35 protein-coding genes and 2 pseudogenes are annotated in these 24,507 nt (G+C 66.2%); 14 read left to right on the forward strand and 23 right to left on the reverse strand.

Going from position 1 to position 24,507, the window contains the following annotated elements:
* From FGF04_RS40340 to FGF04_RS33065, 4 genes and pseudogenes are all read right to left on the reverse strand, one after another.
* A pseudogene (locus FGF04_RS40340) lies at positions 1 to 518 on the reverse strand (hypothetical protein); the annotation flags it as partial.
* Between the two features lie 434 nt (positions 519 to 952).
* Entirely contained in the window at positions 953 to 2,494 is a 1,542-nt protein-coding gene (locus FGF04_RS33055) for a phage portal protein (protein WP_149515077.1), read from the reverse strand.
* A gap of 11 nt (positions 2,495 to 2,505) precedes the next feature.
* Complete coding sequence (locus FGF04_RS33060) at positions 2,506 to 3,825, reverse strand: PBSX family phage terminase large subunit (protein ID WP_149515078.1); 1,320 nt, start codon at positions 3,823 to 3,825, stop codon at positions 2,506 to 2,508.
* Entirely contained in the window at positions 3,803 to 4,321 is a 519-nt protein-coding gene (locus tag FGF04_RS33065; protein ID WP_149515079.1) for a hypothetical protein, read from the reverse strand. Before FGF04_RS33065 ends, FGF04_RS33060 begins: the two co-directional genes overlap by 23 nt.
* A 35-nt stretch (positions 4,322 to 4,356) precedes the next feature.
* Between FGF04_RS33065 and FGF04_RS33070 the strand changes: the two genes are divergently transcribed.
* The 3 genes from FGF04_RS33070 (at position 4,357) to FGF04_RS33080 (ending at position 6,547) form a co-directional block, all read left to right on the forward strand.
* Positions 4,357 to 4,701 (forward strand): hypothetical protein, encoded by a 345-nt coding sequence (locus tag FGF04_RS33070; RefSeq protein ID WP_149515080.1) that lies wholly within the window; start codon positions 4,357 to 4,359, stop codon positions 4,699 to 4,701.
* A gap of 287 nt (positions 4,702 to 4,988) precedes the next feature.
* Complete coding sequence (locus FGF04_RS33075; protein WP_149515081.1) at positions 4,989 to 5,558, forward strand: hypothetical protein; 570 nt, start codon at positions 4,989 to 4,991, stop codon at positions 5,556 to 5,558.
* A 44-nt stretch (positions 5,559 to 5,602) separates the two neighbouring features.
* Positions 5,603 to 6,547: a hypothetical protein gene (locus tag FGF04_RS33080; RefSeq protein ID WP_149515082.1), complete on the forward strand. Its 945-nt coding sequence runs from the start codon at positions 5,603 to 5,605 to the stop codon at positions 6,545 to 6,547.
* Positions 6,548 to 6,551: 4 nt separating this feature from the next.
* Here FGF04_RS33080 and FGF04_RS33085 read toward each other — a convergent pair whose 3' ends face one another.
* The 18 genes from FGF04_RS33085 to FGF04_RS33155 form a co-directional block, all read right to left on the reverse strand.
* Positions 6,552 to 6,761, reverse strand: coding sequence for a helix-turn-helix domain-containing protein (locus tag FGF04_RS33085; RefSeq protein WP_223146426.1), 210 nt, complete (start codon positions 6,759 to 6,761; stop codon positions 6,552 to 6,554).
* 134 nt (positions 6,762 to 6,895) lie between these two features.
* Positions 6,896 to 7,573, reverse strand: a complete 678-nt coding sequence (locus FGF04_RS33090; RefSeq protein ID WP_223146427.1) for a hypothetical protein — start codon at positions 7,571 to 7,573, stop codon at positions 6,896 to 6,898.
* A gap of 96 nt (positions 7,574 to 7,669) precedes the next feature.
* Entirely contained in the window at positions 7,670 to 8,065 is a 396-nt protein-coding gene (locus FGF04_RS33095; protein ID WP_149515084.1) for a hypothetical protein, read from the reverse strand.
* A gap of 114 nt (positions 8,066 to 8,179) precedes the next feature.
* Complete coding sequence (locus tag FGF04_RS33100; protein ID WP_235882622.1) at positions 8,180 to 8,794, reverse strand: hypothetical protein; 615 nt, start codon at positions 8,792 to 8,794, stop codon at positions 8,180 to 8,182.
* A gap of 8 nt (positions 8,795 to 8,802) precedes the next feature.
* Positions 8,803 to 9,375 carry a hypothetical protein gene (locus FGF04_RS33105; RefSeq protein ID WP_149515086.1) on the reverse strand — a complete coding sequence of 191 codons (573 nt, stop codon included), beginning with the start codon at positions 9,373 to 9,375 and terminating at the stop codon, positions 8,803 to 8,805.
* A 44-nt stretch (positions 9,376 to 9,419) separates the two neighbouring features.
* A complete protein-coding gene (locus FGF04_RS33110; RefSeq protein ID WP_149515087.1) occupies positions 9,420 to 9,929 on the reverse strand; it encodes a hypothetical protein in 510 nt (169 codons plus the stop codon).
* A gap of 65 nt (positions 9,930 to 9,994) precedes the next feature.
* Complete coding sequence (locus FGF04_RS33115; protein ID WP_149515088.1) at positions 9,995 to 10,210, reverse strand: hypothetical protein; 216 nt, start codon at positions 10,208 to 10,210, stop codon at positions 9,995 to 9,997.
* Entirely contained in the window at positions 10,207 to 10,362 is a 156-nt protein-coding gene (locus FGF04_RS40345; protein WP_188114335.1) for a hypothetical protein, read from the reverse strand. Before FGF04_RS40345 ends, FGF04_RS33115 begins: the two co-directional genes overlap by 4 nt.
* Positions 10,363 to 10,450: 88 nt before the next feature.
* Positions 10,451 to 10,612: a hypothetical protein gene (locus FGF04_RS40350; protein WP_188114336.1), complete on the reverse strand. Its 162-nt coding sequence runs from the start codon at positions 10,610 to 10,612 to the stop codon at positions 10,451 to 10,453.
* 8 nt (positions 10,613 to 10,620) lie between these two features.
* Entirely contained in the window at positions 10,621 to 11,313 is a 693-nt protein-coding gene (locus FGF04_RS33120; RefSeq protein ID WP_149515089.1) for a hypothetical protein, read from the reverse strand.
* Entirely contained in the window at positions 11,310 to 12,212 is a 903-nt protein-coding gene (locus FGF04_RS33125) for a hypothetical protein (RefSeq protein WP_149515090.1), read from the reverse strand. The genes FGF04_RS33120 and FGF04_RS33125 overlap by 4 nt, the downstream gene beginning before the upstream one ends.
* 84 nt (positions 12,213 to 12,296) lie before the next feature.
* Positions 12,297 to 13,091: a DUF2637 domain-containing protein gene (locus tag FGF04_RS33130; protein ID WP_149515091.1), complete on the reverse strand. Its 795-nt coding sequence runs from the start codon at positions 13,089 to 13,091 to the stop codon at positions 12,297 to 12,299.
* Positions 13,092 to 13,266: 175 nt separating this feature from the next.
* Positions 13,267 to 13,926 carry a hypothetical protein gene (locus tag FGF04_RS33135; protein WP_149515092.1) on the reverse strand — a complete coding sequence of 220 codons (660 nt, stop codon included), beginning with the start codon at positions 13,924 to 13,926 and terminating at the stop codon, positions 13,267 to 13,269.
* Entirely contained in the window at positions 13,923 to 14,084 is a 162-nt protein-coding gene (locus FGF04_RS40355) for a hypothetical protein (RefSeq protein WP_188114337.1), read from the reverse strand. The genes FGF04_RS33135 and FGF04_RS40355 overlap by 4 nt, the downstream gene beginning before the upstream one ends.
* A 17-nt stretch (positions 14,085 to 14,101) precedes the next feature.
* Positions 14,102 to 15,541, reverse strand: coding sequence for a DNA cytosine methyltransferase (locus FGF04_RS33140; RefSeq protein WP_188114338.1), 1,440 nt, complete (start codon positions 15,539 to 15,541; stop codon positions 14,102 to 14,104).
* Positions 15,542 to 15,629: 88 nt separating this feature from the next.
* Positions 15,630 to 15,854, reverse strand: coding sequence for a helix-turn-helix domain-containing protein (locus tag FGF04_RS33145; RefSeq protein ID WP_149515094.1), 225 nt, complete (start codon positions 15,852 to 15,854; stop codon positions 15,630 to 15,632).
* The gene (locus FGF04_RS33150; RefSeq protein WP_149515095.1) at positions 15,851 to 16,219 is read right to left on the reverse strand and encodes a hypothetical protein; all 369 of its coding nucleotides are present in this window, start codon (positions 16,217 to 16,219) and stop codon (positions 15,851 to 15,853) included. The genes FGF04_RS33145 and FGF04_RS33150 overlap by 4 nt, the downstream gene beginning before the upstream one ends.
* Positions 16,216 to 16,860, reverse strand: coding sequence for a hypothetical protein (locus FGF04_RS33155; RefSeq protein ID WP_149515096.1), 645 nt, complete (start codon positions 16,858 to 16,860; stop codon positions 16,216 to 16,218). Before FGF04_RS33155 ends, FGF04_RS33150 begins: the two co-directional genes overlap by 4 nt.
* A gap of 355 nt (positions 16,861 to 17,215) precedes the next feature.
* Here FGF04_RS33155 and FGF04_RS33160 point away from each other — a divergent pair, with 355 nt between their 5' ends.
* From FGF04_RS33160 to FGF04_RS33190, 9 genes are all read left to right on the forward strand, one after another.
* On the forward strand, positions 17,216 to 18,682 hold the full coding sequence (locus tag FGF04_RS33160) for a hypothetical protein (protein WP_149515097.1): 1,467 nt from the start codon (positions 17,216 to 17,218) through the stop codon (positions 18,680 to 18,682).
* A gap of 76 nt (positions 18,683 to 18,758) precedes the next feature.
* Positions 18,759 to 19,142, forward strand: a complete 384-nt coding sequence (locus FGF04_RS33165) for a DUF6221 family protein (RefSeq protein ID WP_149515098.1) — start codon at positions 18,759 to 18,761, stop codon at positions 19,140 to 19,142.
* A 391-nt stretch (positions 19,143 to 19,533) separates the two neighbouring features.
* Positions 19,534 to 19,665, forward strand: coding sequence for a hypothetical protein (locus tag FGF04_RS41735; RefSeq protein ID WP_268893795.1), 132 nt, complete (start codon positions 19,534 to 19,536; stop codon positions 19,663 to 19,665).
* A gap of 244 nt (positions 19,666 to 19,909) precedes the next feature.
* On the forward strand, positions 19,910 to 20,161 hold the full coding sequence (locus FGF04_RS33170; RefSeq protein ID WP_149515099.1) for a hypothetical protein: 252 nt from the start codon (positions 19,910 to 19,912) through the stop codon (positions 20,159 to 20,161).
* The gene (locus FGF04_RS33175; protein WP_149515100.1) at positions 20,161 to 20,424 is read left to right on the forward strand and encodes a hypothetical protein; all 264 of its coding nucleotides are present in this window, start codon (positions 20,161 to 20,163) and stop codon (positions 20,422 to 20,424) included. Before FGF04_RS33170 ends, FGF04_RS33175 begins: the two co-directional genes overlap by 1 nt.
* Positions 20,424 to 20,597: a hypothetical protein gene (locus FGF04_RS40360; protein ID WP_188114339.1), complete on the forward strand. Its 174-nt coding sequence runs from the start codon at positions 20,424 to 20,426 to the stop codon at positions 20,595 to 20,597. The genes FGF04_RS33175 and FGF04_RS40360 overlap by 1 nt, the downstream gene beginning before the upstream one ends.
* Positions 20,598 to 20,760: 163 nt before the next feature.
* A complete protein-coding gene (locus tag FGF04_RS33180; RefSeq protein WP_149515101.1) occupies positions 20,761 to 21,048 on the forward strand; it encodes a hypothetical protein in 288 nt (95 codons plus the stop codon).
* A 1-nt stretch (position 21,049) separates the two neighbouring features.
* A complete protein-coding gene (locus FGF04_RS33185) occupies positions 21,050 to 21,772 on the forward strand; it encodes a hypothetical protein (protein WP_188114340.1) in 723 nt (240 codons plus the stop codon).
* A 122-nt stretch (positions 21,773 to 21,894) separates the two neighbouring features.
* Complete coding sequence (locus FGF04_RS33190; RefSeq protein WP_149515103.1) at positions 21,895 to 22,260, forward strand: trypco2 family protein; 366 nt, start codon at positions 21,895 to 21,897, stop codon at positions 22,258 to 22,260.
* Here the strand turns inward: FGF04_RS33190 and FGF04_RS33195 are convergent, their stop codons facing one another.
* A complete protein-coding gene (locus FGF04_RS33195; protein WP_149515104.1) occupies positions 22,261 to 23,763 on the reverse strand; it encodes a recombinase family protein in 1,503 nt (500 codons plus the stop codon).
* 44 nt (positions 23,764 to 23,807) lie between these two features.
* Between FGF04_RS33195 and FGF04_RS42165 the strand changes: the two are divergent.
* Positions 23,808 to 24,023, forward strand: a pseudogene (locus FGF04_RS42165) (hypothetical protein); the annotation flags it as partial.
* Between the two features lie 4 nt (positions 24,024 to 24,027).
* On the forward strand, positions 24,028 to 24,507 hold a 480-nt coding region (locus FGF04_RS33205; protein ID WP_149515105.1), incomplete at its 3' end, for an arylamine N-acetyltransferase family protein.

Below are 24,507 nucleotides of genomic sequence, written 5' to 3' on the forward strand. Positions count from 1 at the left end.
GTCTTGAGCTTCGGGTTTGACTCGACCGCCGCCTTGATCGCGTCGCCGACCTTCGTGGCGAAGTCGTCGGCGTCCGGGTCCAGGTCGTCGACCTGCTTGAGGAAGCCCCGGCTGTCGAGCAGGGCATCCGGGTCCGCGCTGTGCTTGGTGGCCGCGCGGTACACGGCCAGTTCCACCGCGCTCTGCCGGGCTTTGCCCTGCGTGGCGGTGAGCTGCTGCGCGAGCTTCTCGGGATCGGCCTTGCCGTCGTCGAGCGCGATGCCCGCCTTCTCGGCCAACTGGGCCAGCAGGGCGGACTGACGCTGGAGTTCGGTGGTCGTGTTCTTCGAGCGGTCCTCGTGCTTGCGGGCCTGGGCCTTCCACTTCTCGGCCTCGGCCTGCCAGTTCGTCGCGGCGCTCTTGGTGCCCTTGTCGTCCTTGCCGGACTCGGGTGGGGACGTGCCCTCGGGAGGCGTGGTGCCCTCCGGGGGAGTGCCAGTGTTCTCCGCGCCCGTGCCGGGCTCTGCGGGTGTCGCCATGATCGTGTTCTCCCTTGTCGGGTGGGGGTGCCCATGCGGGCTGAAAGCTGTGGGGCGCGCGGAGGTGAAGAGCTTCTCCCCGAGTGATTCGTGAGCGCCTCTTACACGCCCAGTGCGCCCTTACCGAAGACAGGGGCGTTCCCTACTTTGGGATGGCCTTACCTCATCAGTGGGCTGGGCTGGGTTGCCTGGTTGATCCGCCGTCCTGGGGGTCGCCGGATGCCCGGTGACCCAGTCCAACAAGATGAGATGAGGTGCATGGTGGAAAAAGAACCTGCCCCCAGCAAGAAGGGCTTGTTTCGAGATCTGACGAAGCGACTCGGTATCGCATTGGGTGCTCGTGCCCTGTGGACCTTGGCGGTGCGGCTGATCGACCACCACTGAGTACTTAGGGGTATGTGGAGTTACCCCCAGGCGCCACATGACCTTCAGTACTAGGAATCGCTCCCATCACCTGATGGTGATGGGAGCGATTTGCGTCCTCGACCCGAATCGCTTTCCTGAGAGGGACTTTGAGTTGACGCCCTCTCCGAACTGATGCGCGCGACCTCTTCGAGGACCTGCTCATCCCGCCAGTCGGGGTTGAGGCGCCGGACCTTTTCATACGTGGAGATGGCCCCAGCGGCGTTCAGATCGTTGAGCTGACGCGCGGTCTCGCCCGGGTCGGGCGTGACGAGGTCGGGGAACTCCACGTCGGGGATCTGCGGGATGACCGAGGACCCGAACACGGCTTGGTCGATCTCCAGCAGTACGCCGAAGAGATGGGCCAGGGCAGGCCGCCAGTAACTGGTCTTGTTCGCCCGGGTCGTGAGGGACTGACGCTCCCGGGCCGCGATCTCCGTCGCCGTGGGGTTGCCGCTGCTCTCTCCGGTGACGCCGAACGTCTGGAGGCTGTACCCGGCGCCGAGGATGATCCGCTCCGCCAACTCGGCGCAGAGGACGCGATGCTCCTCCGTGCGGATGGCGAACTGGACCTGCTCGATTGCCGAGCCCTTCTCCTCGGCAACACCGAGATTGAGCGGCACGAACAACTCGCGGTCGAGGTCGAACTGAGCGCCTTCGCCCGTACCGAGGCTCTCCAGAACGGAGGCATCGAGCAGGAGTCGAGCCTTGCCGAGGCGCAGATCGCGCATCCAGTCGCTGTACGCCTCGTCCAAGGCGTCCATGAGCACTTCGACGCCGGAGAAGTCCGAGCGGCCGAGGTTGGCGGCTGCGGGCAGGTGGCGCCAGAGCTTGTTCGGCCTGAGGTTCGGGATGTACTGAGCGGTGAGCTTGAGGGTTCCGGTTGGGACGCCGTCCCCGTCGATCACGAGGTCCGCGAGACCTGCTGTCTCCGGGAAGTCCGTCAGCGGAACCTGGACACCCAGCTCGTCGGCCGAGCCGACCCACACCGAGTGCCTGATCCAGCCCGGCTCGTGCCGTTCGAGCTGCCGTACAACGGTGTTGGCGTCCTCGCGGATCACGTCCCAGAACGTGACGGCGCTCAGCCGGCCCCACTTCCACTCCGGGATGGCGATGTCGGGGGAGGCCGCAACCAGCCAGGGCTTGTCCTGGATGCTCTGGTCCCAGACCACACGGAGATAGACCCCTCCGAGGGCCGCCGAGATCTCGGCGGCTTCCCGCAGCACGGCGTACGTCGTGTCGTCGGCGAGCTGGTCCAGCCGCTCCTGGGTCGCCTCGTCGTTCACTGTCAGGTTCAGCGGGGATCCGAAGAGCAGGTTCGCGCTGGTGGCCGCGATGGCCCCGGCGAGGGGCACGTGGATCTTCGAAGGCCGCTCGCCCTCCGGCGTGGGCTGTCCCCAGAACCAACGCCCCAGACGGGCCAGGAAGCTCCTCCGGCGCGTGGCGGGCCTGTCGTTCGGAGCGTTGCGGTACGCGTCCGTCAGACCCTCGGGGAGCCCGGCGTACCAGGCGCTCCAGACCTTCTGCTGGGCGAAGACGTCGGCGAGGTCGGGGGGAGGCCATGGGGTGCCCATCTCAGACCCCCTTAGGCGGTTCGTTCGTCCTCGCGGTCTGCCTGCGAGAGCGGGATGTCGATCTGGGGGCGCCAGATGTGCTGAGTGGTCTTCACGGCGTAGCGCAGGGCGTCCACGCCGTGGTCGTTCTGCTTGAGCGGGGCGTCCTCGCCGCGCTCGGTGGCCTTGGGGTCCCAGACGTAGCCGTCGATCTCCTTCAGCAGCTCCTTGCACGAGCTGTGGACGCGGAGTTTGTCGGCGGCGAACAGCGCCATGAGGATGCGGACGCCGCTCAGGACCTTGTTGTGGGCCGGCCGCGGGGCCAGCCCGTCCCTGCGGAGCTGTGCGTGGAACGAGGCCGCGGAAGGGTCGACGGCGACCATGCCGGGCCGTATGCCGCGCTCCCGAGTCCCCGGAGGCCGTACGGAACCCAGCCACTCCCGCAGACGCTCAGAGGTCTCCAGGTCGGTGATCTGGCGCTGGGCCTTGCGCCCGTCGTACCGCCAGTCCGCCGCCGCGTAGAGGCATCCGTCGCTGCCCATGCCGAGGAGCACGGCGTGCGTCGGGTTCGAAGTGCCGTAGTCGATGCCGAGGGACAGCCACCGCGTGATCGGCGGCAGGATGTCCACGACGTGCCGGGAGCGGTCGAACATGTCGAAGACCGCGCCCTCTGCCGCACACCACTCGCCGAGGATGAACCGCCTGTAGAACAGGCCCGAGTACATCCGCTTGGTCTCTTCGACGTAGTCCGCCGTCAGGTGGATGTTGTCGTCCAGCTCGAAGGAGAAGACCTTCATGGAGCGCCGGACTTCGGGCTTGTCGATGAACTTCTCCCGGAGCCAGTGCGTCGGCGAGTCCGGGTTGGTCGTGGCGAAGATCCGGGCTCCGGGGGCCCTCATGCGGGTCCGGAGCATGTCCCAGAAGGTCTCCGGGAGAAGGGTTGCCTCGTCCACGTACGCGCCGACGCACGTCATGCCGCGGATCTTGTTCTCGCTCTTGACGTCGTTCGCGCCTATGACGTGGACGAGACGCCCGAAGATCCGGGCGGTAGGCGCTCCCGGGTTGTAGTCGACCTGGAGGGAGAGGTCCTCGAAGATCTCGTAGTTCATGAGCGGCTGAAGGGCGTTGCGGTACACCGCGTCCCTCGTCTTGCCGATCATCACCAGCTCACCGGACGTGGAGGCGCTCTCCACGAACGTTAGCCAGGCCCACAAGGAGGCGATCGTCTTGCCCGAGGAGACCGCGCCCTCCCAGAGGTTGATCCTCCGGTTCGCGGCGTAGAAGCTCAGGATCTGCTTCGGGGAGAAGCGCTCCAGGAGGAACTGGGTGCTACGAGCCGTACTCGTCGGCATCGTCGCCCCCAAGCTCCCGGGCAGCCGTCGTCATGGCCTCCCCGAGGGTCTTCAGCAGGCCCTTGGCGTTCTCCCGTCCCGCGTCTCCGGCGTCGACCTGGTGGAGCTTCAGGACGGTGCTCATCGCGCTGGAATGCGCCGTGGTGAAGTCCTTGAACTCCCGGGCCGGCGGGCGCCTGACGGTGCGGGTGACGATGTTGCCGAGGTGGTCGAAGCCCGTCAGCTCGTACCGGGTCAGAGCCCGCTCCCGGGCCTCCTGGGCCAGCTCCAGGGCGCCTTCGATCTCCCGCTGACGCAGAGCCGTCAGATCGGCCTGACGGGCGTCAGTCGCAGCCCTGACGGCCTCCCGGTCGAAGGAGAGTCCGAGGCGTCGGGCGTGGTTCGTGATGGTGCCGACGGACCATCCCGTCTGACAGGCGATCTCGTTGCGGCTGACGCCGTCAGCGTGGAGCTGACGGAGGCGGTCCGCGTCCTCGTCGGAGAAGGTTCGGGTCATGGCCGGGTCACCCCCTCACGCGTGTGGAGTGACGGGTGACCGGTCAGGAACTGACGGCCGTTGTGGAGATGCAGGAACGTTCCGGAAAGGAATGCTTCATGTCCGCTGACGGAGGGGGAACCATGTTAGCCACGATCACGGCGATTACAGGGTTACTTGGTCTGATCGCCTCGTTGGTCTTCGTCGCCATTCAGACGCGAGCGATGACGGAACAGGTTCGCATGGCGAATAATCTGAACGGCACAAACGCGGTGGATCTATGCCTGAACAACGTGAGAGAAATCTACTTCAAAATGCTGGAGTATCCAGAATGCGGAAGTACTTCTATGAGGATGCGCCGTGCCCGACTGGTGAGGTTGAGCGGGAACGTGTCCTGCTGATTGCCGAGGCCCTGGCGGATGTCCTGGAAACAGGATTAGTGGCGACCCGCCGAATTCCGGAGACCGAGTCGTTCGAGGATTGGCGTGACTACTGCCGTTTTATACGCAACAACATTCCGACCATCCGTGGTCTTCTCGTAGAGCACTCGATGTGGTGGCCGCAGCTTGCAAGGCTTTCGCCGTGACCTGTTGTCGACGGTTGCTCTGGCGGGAGTTTCGAGGTTCGAGTGGCAGCTTTCGGTGTAGCGCGAGAAACTGGCCTCACCGGGCCCTGGCGGGGTGATCAAATGGACTACGCGCTTCTCGGCGCGATCATCGCGTTCGTTGTCTTCATCGGCGGCATCATGCATCGCAGTGTCGAGGGTCGTCGTGAAGCTGTTCGGCAGTCGGAGCTGTTCTATCTGCAGCATTATTGGGCGATTATGTATGAGTTTCCGTCTGGCGCACTGGTTGACCGGATGTCGCCGCGACCGGAAGATGCGATCCTTGGCGAGTTGCTCACTGACGAAGAAATTCGGAAATTGTGCTTGCTCTATCTTCGTTTGAGTGAGGATGAATGCGAGCTTCGCAGGCGGGGGGCGGTGTCCGATGAGACCTGGAAGCAATGGGTTCTCGGAATGCGTCACCATATGGCGCGGTGGCCCGTTAGGAACGCTTGGTATGAGGTGAGAGACTCATCCCACCCGGATATACCGCACAAGCCCCAGTTTGAACATCTGCGCCAAGTTGAGGCGCACGGGGGGCGCTACGACTTTTGTAGCATGAACGTCATCAGGCGGGCATGGCACGGTCTGCGGCCCGGATGGTGGTGGCGCTGGTGGCGTCATGGCGTGCGCTGGGACGGCTCGGAGCGCTAAGAAAATCATGAGTGCCACAGTGCTGTAGTACATACGCTTGGAGCGTGACTGATGACGAGATGCTCGAAGAGGAGACCGTTCGCCCCTTCGTGGTTCCGATCAATGACGAGTTCGCCGCCCAGGCTGCTGCAGCGTTGAGGCACTACCGTGAACTGGTCGAGAACGCGTTTTCGGACGGCTGGGAGCCAGCGGCCGGATCCCCGTTCGTGGCGGACACTGCGTGCAATGAGGCTGTTGCGGATCCGGTCGGTTCCGCACGCGGATCGCTCTATGCGATGTTGCTCGACATCGCCGGCCTCTCTTGGAGTACGGCGCTTGACCATGTGCGGGCGTTGGAGCACGACATCACTCGAAAGCCACCGCCTGTGTGGTCTCCGCTTGTTTCGGCACGTGCCGTCTTGGAGAGCTGCCTCTTCCTGCAGTACCTGATCGAGCCCTCGATCTCCTGTGGCCTCAGGCTCGCTCGGTGCGCCGGATTGTGGCGTAAGGACGTTCAGCACTCGACGCAGGCGGCACGCGTCTTCGGTGCCGAACAGGAGGCGGAAGCGGCCGACTTGGACGCGTACGTGACGCAGGCGCTCGCTGACGCCAACGTGTCCGAGCGCTCGAATGCGCAGGGGCGGATCACGGGGTACGAGGTCGACGGCGAAGTCTCAAGTCTCGACTACAAGATCACGGATCGGGCTAAGGCTGCTTTGCCTTCGTGGGTTCCTATGCCCTACGCGATTTTGTCGGGTGCTGCCCATGGTCGGCCTTGGATGACTGGCAGCACTCGCAGGGGTGCGGATGAAACTGACGGCGCTCTTGTCGGAGAAGCCGCTACGGTCATGACTGCCCTCATGGTCGTCATGGCGTCGCTGGAGATGTGCTTGGCCGCCTGGCAGGGTTTCTTCGGTGCGGACCTGAACGAGACGTTCACGGAGTTGGAGGAGCATCGAAGTCAGGCGTTCATGTATCTGCTGGGACTTGCCCACGCAGCAGACGACTAGATGATCACTCGACGCCTACCAAAATGCGTTGGGCTTTGGTCCTCGTGGCCATCTCGGCCCTGGCGACGTCCAGGTGGCGGAAGAGCTTCTGGTTTCGATGGTCGAGCCCGCCGACCGTCAGATGGCCGCGCCGAATCCAGGAGTAGACCGTCTGAACGCTGACGCCCGCGAAGAGCGCCGCTTCCTTGACCGTCATCCAGACCTCGTCCTCCACTGACGGCCTCCCCCGAGAACGCGAAAAGGCCCCGGCCTCTATAGGAGTTGGGGCCTGCACGTGGACACAGTGGTCCTGCTGATCGCGATTATGCGGGCCAGTGTTTCAAAACGCAAGCACATCGCTGACGGGCGTCACGATGGGCCTGTCGCGTCATCGGTCGACAGCTGGGGACGCGACTGGCCCACGCCTAGGAACCGGTACAGCTCGTTGAGCCGTTCAGAGTCCTCCTGATCCAGCCCTTGAGCCTCCTCTTCCGCTTCGAGCGATTCCATCTCGCGCTGTGCTCGCTCACGCTTGTCCCGCTCGATTTCCCGCTGGATGATCTCGGCCATGTTCCGTCGCGCTGGGGCGTCCGAGCCACGGACGAAGAGGCTCATGACCTTGAGAGCTTCGGTCAACAGGAGGCCGGTCTCCAGCTTGTATTCCGGCCAAGGGGGCAGCCCGTACCAGGTCTTGATCTGCTGGAGCAGCCCTTGAACGTGAAGACGGGTGTCCTTGTGCTCATCCGGCAGCAGCATGATCGTGCTATTGGCCGTGGTGACCAGCATCTCGCGCTCCCGGTTCCAAGCTGCCCGGGTCTCCTTCGTGCCCATGCCCCGGAATATCTGGATCTCCAGGTGCACCTTGAGCTGAGTAAGGGCTTCGAAAGCGCGCTGTGCGTTCGCCTTGGCCTGGACGAGTTCGGCCGCCCTGTTGCTGCTCCGGGTCTGGAGCCATGACCCGAGAATGGTGAAGCCGCCACCAACTAGGGCACCCAATAGCGCGATGCCGAACTCCATCGAAATGACCTTGTCCCAGAAGCCGTTCATGGTGGTCATCATGCCGACGGGATCAAACCCGTGGGACTGCTTCTGTCAAGTCCTTCTGGGTCGGCCCGGCCGGCCGGTCTTCCGGCGCCGTGGGTGCTATCCGAACGGGTTGCCGCCCTGCGCCTGGACTCCGGCGGTGACTGCCGCCAGGTAGGCGGCGTAGGTCTCCCGCTGGTTCCACGTGAAGAGGACGGTGCGCGAGTTGTTCGCGATGGCCTTCTGCGCTTCGGCGGTCGCGATCCGGAGCTGCCCGCGGTCCTGCTCGGTGGCGAGCTGCACGTACCCGTTCACGAGGCGGGTGGGCTCCTTGGACTGCACCTTGATGACGTTGCCGAGCGGGATCACGGAGTCCTTGGCACCGGTCACCTTCCCCATGAGCTTGCGCTTGATCTCGGCGCGATCCGCGTAGAGCGTCACCGTCGCGACGTAGCCCTTGAAGACCTGTGCTTCGGGCTGGGGTGCAGGCGCACCCTTGGAGAGGTCGTATGCCATCGGATCAGTGTGCCGCTTTGTCTGTTGGTCTGTGGGGAGTGTGCCCGAAATTCGAGGGGCGGAAGCGCTGGCAGAGCGGGTCCGGGACACGGCCAGCTCGCCTCCTCGCGCGTGTCATGACGCCGGATCTTCGCTGTCCGTCGCGTCCTCCTCGCGTGGGTCGACGTTAGCGGGATCGGGGCCCTGCAACAGCTCGAAGCGGCGTCTCTGGGCCAGCTCGTGCTGGATGGCCCGTTGCTGCTTCGACCCCGTCCGCTCGGAGAGGGGTGGGAGGGGGTCGGTGCGGATGTAGGCCGACAGGAGTTCTGTCAGCTCCTCTGCCAGCTCCGCCAGCCAGCTCACCGCGAAGAAGTGCCGGACGCCGGCGGCCCTGAACTTCCGCATGACGGTCAGGAGGTCCCTCACGCGTGTGCGGAGTTCCCGGTCCGGGATACGCGCCACAGCCCTCTGGACCCGCTCCATGTGGCCGAACACGGTGTCCAGGTACTCGGCGCTCTCGTCGGTGTGCATCGCCGCGACTTGGCCCTTGACGGACTCCAGGAATTCGCCAAGCGTGATCAGCTCGTTCAGTGCCTTGTCCGCCGCTTCTTGGCCAATCTCCGCGAGGCGAGCCTCCCGGGCCAGCTTCCTCTGGTGGGACAGGGTGAGCCACACGCCCCCAAAGGACGCCGCGCCACCGACGAGAGCACCGCCGAAACCGATCAGACCGGAGAGCACTTCAGGTTGCATGGCGATCATCATGATGCGGGACGCTCTTCCTCGCGCCACTCCCAGAAGCCGTCGATGTTGCTCGCGGCCGTGCTGAAGACTTTGGTCTCCGCAGGGAGCTGGCGTACACCGCGCCTGACAGCTCCCAGACAGTCGATGGCGTGTTGGAGCACCTGGCGGATCACCGGTGACGACTCTTCGTATTCGTCCCGATTTGGGCCATCAAAGGTCACATAGTGCCAGTTCGTCAGAATATCGACAGTGGCGTTGAGGCGCGCTCTCAGCTCCTTGTGCTGGAAGAGCGGAGCGGTGAGCTTCAGGACGTCCATTTGGTCCGTCATCTCATCCTCCCAGTTGGGAGTCACACCGCTTGTACTGGTTACCTGGATCTCCGGCTTCCTGAAGAGCCGCATCAGCTTCAGTAGGGCCTGCCCGCACTCCTTCGTGGCGTGGTCGAGCTGCTTCTCCTTCTCCTGGCGGTCCACTTGGTACCGCATCGTCAGGAAGGCCACCACGGCCCCAATGAGCGTTCCCGTCAGGCCCACTAGGGCGACGGTGTAGTCCTTGTTCAGCCCCCATAGGGCCAGCGTCACCTGATCCACAGCGCCATCATGCCGACGTGATCCAACCTATGGGGCTGATCCCGTCAGGTTCTTTCTGTGCGGCGACGCCGTGCGTCCACTAGCCATGAGGAGGGGGCGGGCAGTTCTGGATCATCACGGAGGTACGCGGCGAGTAGATGGATGCCCTCCTTCACGGCATCGAGCTTCCACTGATACCGAGCCTGTGTTCTAGCCACCCCGCGCCACCAATGAAGGTTATAGAGGAGGAAGATTTCATCCATTCGGACACGTAGCACTTCACTGTCCGGGATGGTTAGAACGGCCGTCTCCACCTTGACCAGAGCTTCGCCGGCCTGTCGCCAGGCATCGGGTTCGCCATCGGGGTCAGCCAGGTATTCCTTCAACTTGTCACGTGTAGTGATCAGGTCATTCAGTGCCTTCTCACCTGCTGTTTTGCCCCGTGTGTCCTGCCGCTCAGCCTTCGCCATCTTGCCCTGGCCTCGATACTGCACCACGCCCCCCACCACCGTGAGCCCAGCACCCAGCACAGCTCCTGCTACTCCGAAAAGTCCCGCTGCCACCACATCGTTCATAGGAGTGATCATGCCAACGGGGCCAACCCCGTGGGGCTGATCCCGTCAAGTCCTCGGTGGTCGGCTCACTCCTCGTTGAAGCTCTCCAGGAAGTCGTCCGAGTACTTCATCAGATGACGGTGGGCGATCTCGGGATGGTCGTGGCGCCGGGCCAGCTCCCAGATCCTCGCCCCGTAGTGCGCGAGAAAACCCACGTAGTCGTCGAACTCCAGGAACTGGGCCTCGGTCAGCTCCCGCTCGATTACCGCCTCCTCGGCGGCGTACTGGTCCTCGGTGCTCACTTCTGACCCTCCTTCTGGGAACCCTGGGTCTTCTGCTCCGGGTAGTGGCCGCCCCGCTCGGGGTCGTACACGGTCCGGTGCCGCTCCAGGACGGCCGGAGGGGTGTTGGCTATCAGCTCGTCAGGGTCGACGGATGCACGGAAGATCCCCATGCTGAAGGTCCTGTCTCTGTGAAGGGGATGGGGACCGGGGCGGTCGGGATGCTTGGCGGCGATCGACCGCCCCGGGATCTTGCAGGGCTCAGGCGAAGGGGTTTGCCTGGATCTCCTCGACGAGGGCACTCAGCTCATCGGGCTCCAGGGCCCCGGCCTCGGCGGCCTGACTGGCCGAGACGACGATCGAGTGGGCGTAGTCGGTGGAACCGTCCGCCATGGCCTGGCGGTACATCGCTGCGTAGTCCATCGGGTGCCTCAGTCTTCGGTTCGGGTGACGCTGACGTGCGTCCGGTTGGGCTGCTGGAGGTCGGGGGTGAAGGTGGCCGTGGCCCCTCCCCCGAGGTCGCGGACGTAAGGCGTAGTAGCTGTAGCTGTAGCTGTAGCCGGGTTGACCTGCGGCTCTACACCTTGCGGAGAGGGGCTCTGAGGGGCGGGGGAGGGGCTCCCGGGGATGTCCTGGCGGTGGACCCCCACGGCGACCCCCAGGCCCGGCACGCGGACGCTGTGGCGCACGGGGATCCCCGCGGCCTCCAGGAGCTTGCGGACGTCCTTGACCGACCAGGTCCTCCCTGGGGTCTCCTTCGTGAGCTGCCGGGCGACCTGGGCGAGGTGCACGCCCTTGCGGTTTCCGGTCAACTCCCAGAGCACATCAGTGAGGTCGTCGGGGTGGAGGGCGGGCTCCTTGCCCTCGGACTTTTCCTGAGCCGGCCGGGCCGCTCGCCAGGCCGCGACGCACCAGACGACGGCGAAGAGCCACATCACCGCCGTGGAGGCCGCCAAGAAGCTCCAGCCGATCACCACGGGGACGGCGAGGAAGGCCAGGCGGATCAGGAAATCCGAGGCCTTCTCGCCCGCCTTGAGCCAGGCGACGATCCCCCGGGCCGTGTTGAGGGTCAGGGTCGAACTTCCTTGGGCGAGGCGCTCGACCCCCTTCCGGAGCCTGGTCACATGACCCCCGTGACCTTGTCGCCTGCGAGGTTGAAGGCGCCGACCACGACAGCAGCGGCCACACCAGAGAAGCCCGCCGACAGGCCGAGCATCACGCCGCAGATGACGCCGCTGACGACCTTGCCGTGGAAGATCTTCCCGCCGCTCTTCCAGACGGCCGCGAGGACGACGATGTAGACCACCAGGGCCGCACAGCCGCCAGGCGTCAGAGCCTTCTGGCCGGACCTCGTGACGCTGGGCGTCGCAGTCCCGGTGACGGCCGTCAAGGACCAGTCCCCCAGGACGTTGCCGCCGCCCAGGAGCATCACGGCCCCGGTGCCGAGGAGACCTCCGGCAGCGGTGACGCACAGCATCCCCAGGGCCACCGAGGCCATGAACGGGATCAGTGCCTTCGGGTCCCGCCCGCCTCCTCCGCCCCCTCCGGGCGGGCCGACCTTCGGGCCTCCGCCCCCGGTCTTCCACCAGCGGGCGAGGTGCCAGGCCATGATCGACAAGCCGATCGTGAGGCCGCCCAAGCTGACCGTCGCGGTTGTGGCGGTGTTCATCGGGCACCGCCGGTCATGACGTCCACGACCGTCCGGAACCGCGATCCAGACGACGGTCCGGTTGAGGAAGCGGTGGTTCTGGACCAGCCGGATCACGGCGACGGCCAGGAGGAACCCGCCCATGACCCAGGCGCCCTCGGGCCCCTGCTCGCGGTCGACGTCGTGGAGCGTGGCGGCCCAGAGGTTCGCCGGGACCCAGGCGCACGCGATGGCGCCGAGGTTCTTGCCGGGCTGGATCCAGGAGAGGTCCCAGCGGCTCTCCTGGGGCTCTTCGGCGGTGAGGTGGATGTGGACCTCGGGCTCGGGCGGAGTCCACGACGGGTAGTTGGGGGGACCAGGGATCTTCTCGGTCATAGCGACCTCCGGGCGTGCGGAGGTGCGCGTGCGTCAGCCGTCGGCGAGCACAGCGCACCCCCGAAGTGGGTGTGAGGGCTCGCGTCAGGCGGCGAGGGCGGAGGGCAGCGTCTTCAGGCGGGGCTCGGCGGCCTCCACCCTCTTCCGGCTCTCCCGGGCCGTGCCGTCAGATGACGGCAGTCCGGCCTTCTTCAGGGCGTCAGTCATGAGGGCTGTCGTGGGACGGCGCTGCCCAAGCTCGTCGTACAGAGCCCGGATCACCGCGTCGATCTGCTGCGGCTGCGTCAGGGGCTCTGACGGCTTCTCCGGCTCCTTGACGGGCTCCGGCTTTTCCAGCTCCTCGGGCTCGTCCACAGTGCTGTGGGCGGCCTCCTCGGACTTCGCGATGTTCGGGGCCTCCATGGTCGCCCCGGTGCTGATGACGGGAGCGCTGACGGCCTGCTGACGCGACAGGAGAGCCTGGTGGACCTGGCGCATCAGGGCGCCGAAGGCCAGCAGGGCGGCAGTCGGCGGCACGGCGGCCACGACGTACTCCATGAGGCCCGCGTCCGTCCCCACTCCGGCGACGTTCAGGGCGATGCTGCCGATCGAGCCGGTACCGGCGAGGGCGACGGCCCACCAGTCCATACCGCGCTGCATCAAGCTGGCGCGCAGGATGAGCAGTTCGCCGGAGATGATGAACAGGTCCACAGTGGCCGGCCAGGTCCAGGCGCGGGTGGAGTCGGAGAGGCCGTTGTCCGCTGCCACGTCGTGGAGGTGCTCGTACGACAGCCAGAAGGCGGCGCCGGTGAGCAGGATCGTCACCACGGCGGCACCGATGGCCAGGCCGTTCTGGGTGTCCGGATGGGAGTCGGTGTAGACGCCGTCAGGAGGCGTCATGGCGGTGGACCCTGCGGGCGTTGAAGCAGGCAGGGTAGGTTTCCCGGTGGGCATGGGGAGGTCGAATCTCCTCGTGCTTAGGGAGCCGGGCTGATGCTTGGCGGCTGGCTCGGCTCCCGCTGGCGGTCTTCGGTTGTCTTTCTGTGTACAGATTAGCGGTCATCGCTGACGGGCGTCAGGGGTTGACGCGGTCATGTGCATCACGCGCCTGCGCCTCGACCAAGAGCCGGTAGTCCCGCTCGTCCATACGGACCGACGGGCAGAGCGCGCACTCGGCCGCCCAGTCCCCCGGGAAGTGCCGGACCAGGGTCAGCCCTCCGCATGACGGGCACGTGACGCCCCTCAGCAGTTCCTTGCGCGGCGCCGTCATCGAGATCCGCTGAGTGGTTCTGACGAGGTCCCTGATCTCCTCCTGGAAGTCCCGCACCCAGGACTGCTCGCAGATCCACGGGAGGTGCGCCGTCAGCCGGGCAGTCAAGGTGCTGACGTGCCTCCTGACGGGCGTCAGGCCCCGCTCCTCGGTCACGACCTCGGACCAGCCCGCGAGGACCTCCAGGAAGGGCACGGAGCCCGTCTGGTCCTCGGCGTCAGTGACGGCCTGACGGCTCGCCGGGCCGAGGAGGTTCAAGACGTCGTCCCGGCCCGGAAGAGGGGCGTGCAGACGCGTCGCCGACCTTCCACTGCTGGCCCCGCCCTGGATGCGCTGACGCGACATCGTCAGGTGGACGAACAGCTCGGGGAGTTGGAGGAGATCACCGCGGATCCCGTTGCGGCACCTGTCGCACGTACGGGTCTCGGACGGGTCGGAGCAGACGAAGCACTCGTAGATGTTCACGGTCGTACCTCCAGGACGAGCAGGCGGATCAAGAGGGCGTACTCGCCCCGGGTGGCCCCCGGCGGGATCGCGGGGGTCTGGGCCAGGACGGCCGGCTCGGTGGCGAGGAGCCCGAGGAGCGCCCCGAGGCCCATCGGCTCCTCGGGGCGCTCGCTCAAGACGTCAGCCAGGGCCATCAGGCCGGGCACGGGGCGGGCTCCGGCAGTTCGATCGACTCGCCGGTGATGGCCTCGGTCACCATGGCGACCAGGTCCCGGGCAGCTGGGGGCGTGACGCCGTTGCCGATCAGCTTCACGCGGTTGCGCTTCGACTTGGGCGTCAAGACGTAGCCCTCCGGCAGGGCCATCGCACGGGCGTACTCCGAGGGCTCCAACATCCGGAACCGCAGATCCTCGAAGTGCTCGATCTCCCCGCCAGGCAGGACCGCATGACGGTCCAGCGTCGTGACGGTGCCGAGCGGCTCGGAGGCCGGGCGGGCCTTCGAGCCCGAGTAGTACGGAAGCGTCATCGCCGGGGCCTGGACGAGGCCGTGGTGATTCCCTCCCGCGCAGACGGCCGCGAGGGGCTCCTTGATGGACCTGTGGGAGCTGTTGCCGCCTCTCAGCTCGACCATGTACGGCTCTCGCAGGGCGAGGCCCGTTTCGTTGCGCGTCGTGCAGGTCCTCAGCGGCAGATGCGCCGGGCGGGCCACCTTGCCCTGACGTCCTTCGACCGGGACGAGGAGGTGATCCGAGGTGGCGAACTGCTGGTAGCCCGCCCTGATCCTGCGGAGCGTCGACTCCGCCAAGGGCCGCTTGCGCTCCCCGAGCGTCTTGGCCGGGAGGGTCCAGTCGATGGCCTCGGCAGCCGAGCGGACCTTGGGCTCCAGGGCCTGTAACTCACAAGTCGTGTACGGGCACGCGTAGGTGTACTGGGCGCGGAACTTCCCGTGCTGGCGGTCCGGGCGCTTGAAGCGCTGGACGACCTGCACACGGCCGTGCTGGGGGCACTCGGCCTGGGGCCGGAGCCACTTGTCGAAGTCCGGCGCCCGGTCCCCGGTCCTCCAGAAGATCGCGTAGAAGCGGTCACGGCTCTGGGGAGCGCCCTCACCGAGGGCCTGAGCGAACATCGAGTTCAGGAAGACGAGTCGGTGTTCGTACCCCCAGGCCCTCATGCTGTCGAGCCACGCCTTGAAGACCGCCCCGGGCTTCTTGGGCGGACCCCACTGCATGACCTCGACGACGTTCTCCACGATTATCGCCCGGTACTGGTGGGTCTCGGCGAATCGGACGCAGTCCCACATGGTTGCGCGGGACTTGATCGCGGCCTCGTCGATGCCGCTGGTGGCCCGTACACCGTCCACGTACTCGCCGTGGCCCAGCTTCTTGCCGGAGGCGAAAGAGTGCGCGGTACAGGCCGGGCTGGCCCACAGGAGATCCGTCTTGGGGTAGCGGGTCGGCTCGACCTCGGAGATGTCCGCAAGATCGTGGTCCGCCTCCGGGTGGTTGGCCTGGTGGCTGTCGATGGCGTCCCGGGCATGGTTCGCGGCGAAGGCCACCTGAACCCCCGGGACCTGCGCGGCGCCGGTGGACGAGCCTCCGGCGCCGCAGAACAGATCGGTGAGCGTCAGGGTCACCGAGCACCCCGCATACGGCGGATGATCGCGACGGCCAGGCCGAGGACGATCAGGACAGCGATCAGGTGGAGGAGAAGGACGAAGGCGGTCATCCGACCTCACAGACCCACAGGTGGTGCTTCCGGGAGACCCAGTCGTCCTCGGCCAAGCGGAGGAGCGCCTCGCCGACGGTGGACCGGTGCAGACCGACGGCCTTGGCGATCTCGCTCGCGGTCTGGGCATCAGGATGGAGAACCATGTAGATGCCGACGATCTTGGCGGAGGGCTTCAGGTCCTGGTCGTGGATCAGCTCTCGAACCCAGCGGGCGTTCATCGGCCCTCATTCAGTTCGAAGGCCATGGAGATATGGCTCATGTGGAACAGCTCCGTGTTCACGAAGCCGAGGGCGGGGTCGAGGTCCTCGACCGTGAGCCAGCCCTCGGCCGGCTCGTCCAGGCCGGAGTCGTCGGGGTCGCCCAGGAGCTGGGCCGCCTCGGCGGAGTTGAGCAGGGGCTCGCCGCAGGGGCCGAAGCCGTGGTCCTGGATGCAGCGCCACCGCTCGGATACGGCCGCCGTGCCCACCTCGACGATCCGGGCGTCCCCGCTCGGGACGGCCTGGACGCCCTTCTTCAGGGCCGCCTCGGCGTTCTGGGCGATGCGAGCGGTGATCGCGTCGTTGAGCTGGTTGATCGTGTTCATGCCGCCACCTCCAAGCCCTTGCGGGAGCCCGCGAACTGAGGGGCGCGCTGGCCGTGCTGGCAGGCCCGGCAGTACCGCCGGGTCGTGCCGTGGGGGTCGGTGTATGAGAAGCCGAACTCCGCATACGCGTGACCGGAGGGGCACTGGGCCTTACGGCGGTGGAAGTCCCCGCCGTGACCCGCCCGGACGTTGGTGCTCTGGCTCTGGAGGGCGAGGTGCTCGGGGTTCACGCACGCGCGGTGCAGGCACGAGGGGCCACCCTGGCAGGTCTCGTCCCGGTCGTGACAGAGGTGGCCCAGGTGGACCCGCTCCAGTCTGTTCGAAACGTAGACGTACGCCGGAGGGCTGCCGTGCTCCAGTGCCCACAAGACGTGGTGGGCGCGGGCCTTCTGGCCGCCGAGCCGGAAGGAGCCGTACCCGTCCTTGGACAGGGACGCGGTCCAGGTCCAGCAGTCCTCGGACGCGGTGGGGGATTCGAGGTCCTGGAAGACCTTCGCGTTCCAGCGCTCGATGGGCTCGTCGCCCTGGCCGGAAAGGAGAGCGTTGTACCAACGACGCTCAGGGATCAGGACGGCGGATATCCGACCGTCGACCACCGCCTCGGCGGGGGTGTACCGCGTCAGGTCCACTTCCTGCGACATAACACGCTCCTCGGGTGTCAGGAGCACCCGGAGACCGTCCCCGGGTACGGGGTAAGGCCTCCAGAGGAGTCATGTTGCATTCGCGTTTTGCGACACGTCGAATTTAGCACGATGATGTCGCTGAATCCAACTCGGAATTTCGCTACAGGAATTCCTGGGGGATTCTCTACAGGAATTGTTGGAGAGGTGTCGGGGAGTGGCGAAATCGTCTCGCGTGCTCGTACCCTAACCCCAGACGCGACGAAGCCCCCGGCGGGAACCGAGGGCCTCATCAATTTAAATTGTTGGTCCGGGAGGTGGCGACCCTCTCCGCACCGGCTGCCCCCACCGAATGACCGAACGAAGGGCAACCACGTTGTTCTCGCATTGTACCGACCGTGACACCTCCGGTCGAATCGATCTCCAGGAATCCCGAGGGGACTCGAAGCCCGACAAGGGCGTCTTCAACCCTGTCGAGTCGAAGCACCTCGTGGACCTCGCCCGGCGCTCCGTTGGTCGCTCGGAGGTCCTGGAGGAGATGGCCCTCGCCGCGACCGTCATCGTCCACCCGTACGTGTCCGGTACCCGGGGGCTCGCCCGGTGGTCCGGGATCTCGGACAAGACCCTGCGGACCATCGTGGGTCCCAACGGGAAGACCTCCGAAGCCGGGTTCCTCTGGACTGTCACGAGGGGCACCTCTTCCCCCATCGCGGAGGAGCGCGACTCCATGGAGCTGGTCTACTCCGATTCGCGCAACGACTACCGCAGTACCCCTTCTTATCCCTCCCCTTCTTCCTCTCCTGAGGGCCAGGAGGTCCTGGACAAGAAGATCTTGAAGGAGGGGAAGGTCTCAATGGGTAATGCGGTAGTCGGTGCGCGTATCCCGGCGAGGGCTCAGAGGGTTCTGGACAAGACCCTGGAGGTCCTGGCCGGACTGAACGACTCGAACTGGGCTGTCACGGCTTCCGGGCAGACCCTGCGGATGCTGGACCCCGGCCTGGACATCTGGGCCGAGTACGAGGGGGAGAAGCCCGCATACGTGGCGTACGAGCCCCTGGGGCGCCGGGCCTGGTCCCTCGCCTTCCTCTGCGGGCTGGAGGACGTCACCCTGGCCATGGAGGACATCGAGGCCCTCACCGGTCTGTCGAAGCGGGGAGCCCAGGCCCTTGTGAAGCGGCTCATGGGGTGGCCCCTCCTGGTGAACAAGGTCCGCCAGGGCCGCAGCTTCGTCTACGAGATCACCTGGGCCAACACGCTGAGCATGGGCGGGCACGAGTTCATGGCTGTGGAGGACCGGGACAACGTCCGGCGTGAGCGGGCCCGCAAGGACGCGGAGGTCCAGCGGACCTCGGCCCGTCGCGGGACCCCGGCGGGATACCTGGCCTGGCGGCTCTCCACGGCGAACAAGAGGCGGGACGAATACCTCGCGGAGAACCCACTCCCGGACAACTGCATCCCCGAGTGGCGGGTCCTGGTGGAGGAGGGCGACGAGATGAAGCTCCACGAATGGCTGCTCGCCCGCGAGGAGGCCGCCCCGAAGGACCCGGGCGGCCTGGTCGAGCATATGGAGTCCGAGGACCCGCTGACGGCCTTTGTGCGGCAGCAGGCGGAGGCCCGTAGGGCCCAGCCGGCCTCCAAGGATGCTGAGGTCGTTCAGGAGAAACTCGCCGCCATGAGGGCCCGGATCGCCCGGGACTCCATGGCCGCCCGTCCGGAGCCCGTACCTGCTCGCGAGGTCGGTCCGCTGGACCCGGAGACGGCTGAGCACTGGAAGGTCTCCGGTCGGGACCGCCGCATGTACGTGACGCTGTATGGAGCCCTCCCGGCGGAGCTGATGGTGTGACCTAAGGGCCAAAGGGCGCCGGAGTGCTGCGGGTTGAGTGGATGATGGGCCCAGCGCGTACGGACGAGGGGGAGTAATGGGGCAAGTTGACGAGGTCATGGTGGTCTTCCTGCGGGCCCGGTTTCGGGAGGACGAGACAGCAGCTCGCGCGCTGAAGCCCGGCAAGAACGAAGAGCTGATCCGGCTGCGGGACCGGGTCCTCGCCGACGTGGAGGCGAAGCGCCAGCTTCTGGACTGGGTATTGACGATTCCATGGGATGCCTACGAGGGGTCCCGCACCATCGTGCGGCAGTTGGTCATGGGCGCGATCGAGAGTATTCCGCTGAAGCTACGCAGTCCCGTGGCCCTCACCCTCCTCGCGGCGTACGTCAATCACCCGGACTTTCCTCCCGAGTGGAAGGGCCTGGTGGACGAGCTTGCTGAGGACGGCGCCCGCGCTCAGGCCCGCACCGATCGATGACCCTCTCCCGCCAGGAGGCCCTGGAGAGGCACGGTCTGATCGAGACCCCCGACGGGTACGAGCTGACCCTGAGCGGCCTCCAGCGGGCCTCCCGGCGGGCCGTGGACCTCCGGGCCCAGGGGGACCGTGAAGCGGCCTCTGCGCTGGCTCTGAGCCCCTCGGATCCCCGGCGATGGGAGTTCATGAGGTGCCTCGCCCTGGACGCCTTCTCGCGAGAGCCCCGCGGTCCTTCAATTTAAATTCTCGACAGGCTCCCTCAGGAATTCTTGGGGCGTCTCAGCTCTATCAAGAAACCCTGTAGAGTGCTCGCGCTGGGCCCGCTCTGGATTCGTCTCCGGAGCGGGCCTGACGTCGTTCAAGGCCTTTCAAGAATTTAAAAAGATGGGTGATCATGACCGCCGACCGTTGCACGTGTGAGGGCGACTGGTGCTCGTGCGGATACATACCGCCCGGGTCTCTCCCGGAGCAGTCGATGGCGATGATCGCCGACGACGAGCCCGAGGTATTCGACGGGGACTGGTGAGCGTGCAGCACGTAGCGCCCTCGCATTCGCCGTACATCTCGTGCGTTCAGTGCGCGAGCACGTGGCTGACCGAGACGTACGAGGCGGCCAACGGCTTCGGCGGTTCGTACTCCGAGGACTTCACGTACGAGTGTCCGACCGACGGATACCACGTGCCTGAGTGCGCGTGTGCGTGCTGCATCTATCGCGACTGCGGCCACGCGAACGAACTGACCTGCTTCAACCCGAGCCGATAGGGGGCGCCATGAGCCATCTGGAATGGGCCCAGCGCGCGTATTACGAGTCGAACGGCGGGGACCGGGTCGGTCTCCTCGCCCTCGACGACGGGCACTCGGCCGTGGTGTGGGCGTACGCCGCTCCGCACAGCGGGATGCAGCTGCTCAGCGTCGATCCCGAGCGGGCCCAGGAGGTCTTCGAGACCGCCCGTACGCAGGCCGAGACGAGCGAGGGTCTGCGGTTCGACAGCCGCCAGGAGTGGATGGGGAGTTCGCTCTGATGCCGTACGACCACGCCACGCACCTGGTGAGCACGTGGCTGACCAACGACGGGACGTTCGTCCACGAGGCCGGGAACCAGGCCGCCGGGGATCCGTCGGGCGAGGCTCTGAAGGAGTGGGTCCGTCACCTGCTCTGGGGCGCCCCGCAGGGCCTGAGCGGGACGGACCTCCACACCATCGCGCAGGTGCGGGACGGCATCTCCGCCAACGACTTCGAGGACATTGACTGGCCCTCGATCCGCCACGACCTCTTGGGGGGCTGATGGCCGAGCCGATGTACACGATCCGGGTCTTCAGCAACGAGCCGGAGTTCAAGCCCAGCGGGGGAGCGGTGTACGAGGTCGTGGACGCGACCAAGGAGTACGCCGACACCCACGTGGAGCGGGCGAAGGCCGATCATCCCAACTGGTCGTTCTACGTGGAGGAGCAGTCGTGAGCCGCCCCGTGTGCTCGTCGTGTGGCGAGCCAGCCGTGGAGGTCGAGCCCTCCACGTGGACCCCCGCGTGGGGAAAGCGTCCCTCCTGGAGCCACGAGGACGGGGAGCCGCTGTGCCCCGAGATGGGCCCGGACGGATACCAGCCCTGCGGGGTTGAGTACGTATGAAGATCGTGATCCTCGACCCGAAGGCCCCTGGAGGCCGCAGGAGGGTCCGGTACGGCCCTGTCGTGAACGGCCGGACCATCGCCTCCCCGGCCATGAAAAGGCTCGTCAAGGGCCTGATCAGGGACGCCGAGAAGGCCCAGCAGGAGAAGGAGCTGACGGACGCCTGGATCCAGCGGGAGCTGGCCAGGGCTCCGAAGCGCACGGTTCTCCAGGAGCAGATGCTCCGGCGCACGAAGGGGGAACTGATCAAGCTAGCGACTCAGAACACACGGACTGTCACTTGAGGTGATCAAGCGACGCCGTCAACACTGGGTTTTCGCCAGCAAGGGAGACGCGGTGGAGTTCGAGCGGTGGGACCAAGTTCCCGAGCACGAGATTGACTCGGCAATGTCCGCCTACGGACCGCAGCATGGCATGGACGATGAGCTGTACATGCAAGGGCTCCAGGACCAGATCCAGCTCCAACGCGACATCGAGTACGGCCAGATGATGGGGTACGGGTCCTTCGCGGACACCGCTTACGGTGATCCCATCTCGGAGCAGGCCGCCTATCCGCAGGCGACTCCTCAGGGTGATCTGTGGTCTCAGGAGCGTCTTGAGCGGGACTTCATCGTGCATCAGAAGCGTGAGGAGCGGCGCGCTCAGCAGGCAGAAGAGGCCGCGAAGGCGAAGCAGGCCGAAGCCGACAAGCGCAAGGAGTTGGAGGTCGTTGCACGCGAGAAAATGATCAAGTACGAGAAGGTGAGGACCGAGGCATTGCGTACTGGCCACAGGTTTCCGCCGCCTTCACCCCGTTCAGCACCCACAGGCCGAGCCATTAGGACTGCCCAGCGCAGAGAGGCGGCACGTTCGGCCCAGCCTCGCCCTCCGCTCGACATCCTCGCTGAGCTGACGGAAACCGCTCCTGCTTCCAGCGGCGTAGGTCCCACTATCGTCCTCATCAGCAAGTGGGTCTTGTGTGCCCTCGCCGTCCTGATGATCGCCGCCATTTTCAGTAATCTTGTCTGATCACTTCACCTGACATGGATGAAGAGGACGTCGGGATAAGCCAGCAAAGGGCAGTAACGCCCTGGAACCGGTGAGTCGTTCAACCGCGTCAGGACACCTGACGACTCCCAGATGGAGGTTCCATGGAGCGGGTAGGACTCAAGGAAGCGATCCAGGCGGCGTATGAGGAACTCCACGCGGCGGTCACAGAAATCCCCCTCCGTGACGGGCTCGACTTCCGATATGAATCGATTGAACTGGAACTGAACGTCGAGGTCGACGAGACGCGCGACGCGCAGGGCGACGTCAAGTTCTGGGTGGTTGGCGGTGGAGCCAAGAGGTCCAACACGAATCGATCTACGCATCTGGTCAAAGTGGCCATCACGCCGCTCTGGCGCCTCATAGAGGAAGCGAACGCCCGAGGCGTTCATCTCTCAGACAGCGAGCTGCGCAACGCACGTCACCATCGTGAACATCGAGACCTTTACATCTCTAACGACGACGAGTGATCACTTCCACTTGATCTCGATCCGCGCGGGGTTGAAAACGTTGAAGGGCCGAGTCGCGGGGTGGATGATGATCTCCTCGATCAGGCCCCGGTACACCGCCTGCTTGCGGGCCACCGAGTAGTCCTCCCACGCCTTCCGCAGGTCCTCCACGTTGATGTCCAGGACGTTGGCCTTCACGGACTGCTCGGCCAGCTCCCCCTGGACGGTGGCGATCCTCCCCTTCACGCGGGTCAGGGCGTCCGTGATCTCCCGAACGGACCGGTCGCCCTCGTCCAGCTCCACTTCGAGTTCGGCCTTCCGGCGCTCCAGCTTCCCCAGCTTTTCTTCGAGAGCCGGCCGGGGGTCGTCGGGGTCCTCGGCCACCGCGGCCTCCACCTCTTCGAGCTGAGCGAAGAGCAGTTGCTCCATGGCCTTCTCGAAGTGCGGGATGTCGATGGTCCGGGCTCCGCAGCCTCCGCCGTCTCGGGCGCAGGTGTACACGCCGGTGGGACGGTCGCCGCGCGGGGAGGTCTTCATCCGGTGGTGCCGCTTCCCCTCTTCCTTGCAGGTGCAGGGCACGCCCACGGTGTGCGGGACCTTGCACGTGCAGCGCGGAAGGCCGGAGAGCGGGTACTTCCTGGCCGTGGTCTTCCGCTCCCCGTGCTCCGCCCGGTACTCCTCGGTCTTTGTGTCGAGCAGGGCCCGGAGGGCCTTGTGCTTCTCCACCGGGATGATCGCGGGCCAGACGGCAGGACCCTTGATCTCGCCCCGGTGCTCCTTCAGTCCGGCGACCCTGCCGGACCGCAGCAGGGTCCGCATCCCCTGGTACGACCAGGGGCCGCCCGTCGTCGTCAGGATGCCGCTGTCGTTCGCCTCGACCACGAGGGAGTAGAGGGTCGCACCCTCCAGGGCACGGTCCGCCCAGTCCTTGATGTACGCGGCCTCGCGCTCGTTGACGGTCTCGTGGGTGATCTTCCGGCGGGGGCCCGTGCCGTCGAAGTGCCGGTCATAGCCGAAGGCCCGGTGACCGGAGTTGTGGATGGCCCCGGCCTCCACCAGCTCCTGGACCTTGCTCAGGATGCGCTCCCGGCGGTGCTCCACCTCGCGCTTGGCCACGGCCACCTGGATACGGGCCAGCATCCGGCCGTCCGGGGTGGAGAGGTCGATGGTGCCCGTCCGGGCGGTCCTCAGCTCCACGTTCAGCTCGGGGTCGTCCAGGAGGTCCATGAGGTCCTCCAGCTCCCGGGGCTGGCGGTACAGGCGGTCCGGGTGCCAGGCGATCACGGCGTCGATGTGGCCGCTCTGGATGTCGGCGAGCATCCGGTGATAGCCCTTGCGCTTCTTCCGGCGATCGGTGGCCGACATGTCGTTGTCGTCATAGATCTCGACGACGTTCCAGCCGAGCTGCTTGGCGAGGGGCTTGCAGTCCTTCAACTGGCGGTCGACGCCCAGCCCTGCGCCCTCGCGGTCGTCGCTGATCCTGAGGTAGATGCCGACCCTGCGGGCCCTGGTGGTGGCCTTCATGCCGTCAAGGGTAGGCGAGTAGATGTTCCCTAAGGAACCCGTGGCACCACGGGTCGGCGTACCAGGACCCGGAGCTCATACGCCGGGTGGCGCCGCGCCTCGCGCTCATCTCCTGCGGCGCCGGCAACCCGTACGGGCACCCCGCACCGAGCACGGTGGCGGCACTCGAAGCGGGGGGTGCGCAGGTGGTGCGCACCGATGTGGACGGGGCCGTCGCGGTGGGAGGAGGAGACGATCGCCTGCTGGTCACGCGAGACTGAGGGGATGAAACCCGCACAGGTCGATGCCTACCTCCGCCGGATCGGCGTCACCCACCCCGCCTGGCCCACCGCCGACGTACTGCGCGAACTGCACCTGCGGCACCTGCTGACCGTGCCGTTCGAGAACCTGTCGATCCACCTCGGGCAGGAGATCGCACTGGACGAGGAGCGGCTCCTGGACAAGGTGGTGGGCGACCGCCGGGGAGGGTTCTGCTACGAACTGAACGGGGCGTTCGGCGCGCTGCTCAAGGCGCTGGGCTTCGACGTGACCCTGCTCGCGGGCCGGGTGTACGGGGAGGGGGACCGGCTCGGGATCCCGTACGACCACCTCGCGCTGCGGGTCAGGACGGTGGACGGCGGCGACTGGCTGGCCGACGTCGGGTTCGGGGCGCACAGCCACTATCCGCTGGCCTTCGGGGAGCGGGGCGAGCAGGCGGACCCGGCCGGCGCGTTCCGGATCATCGTGGCCGGGGCGGATCCGGCC

The sequence above is a fragment of the Streptomyces apricus genome, assembly GCF_008369065.1.
In the GTDB taxonomy this organism is placed as follows: domain Bacteria; phylum Actinomycetota; class Actinomycetes; order Streptomycetales; family Streptomycetaceae; genus Streptomyces; species Streptomyces apricus.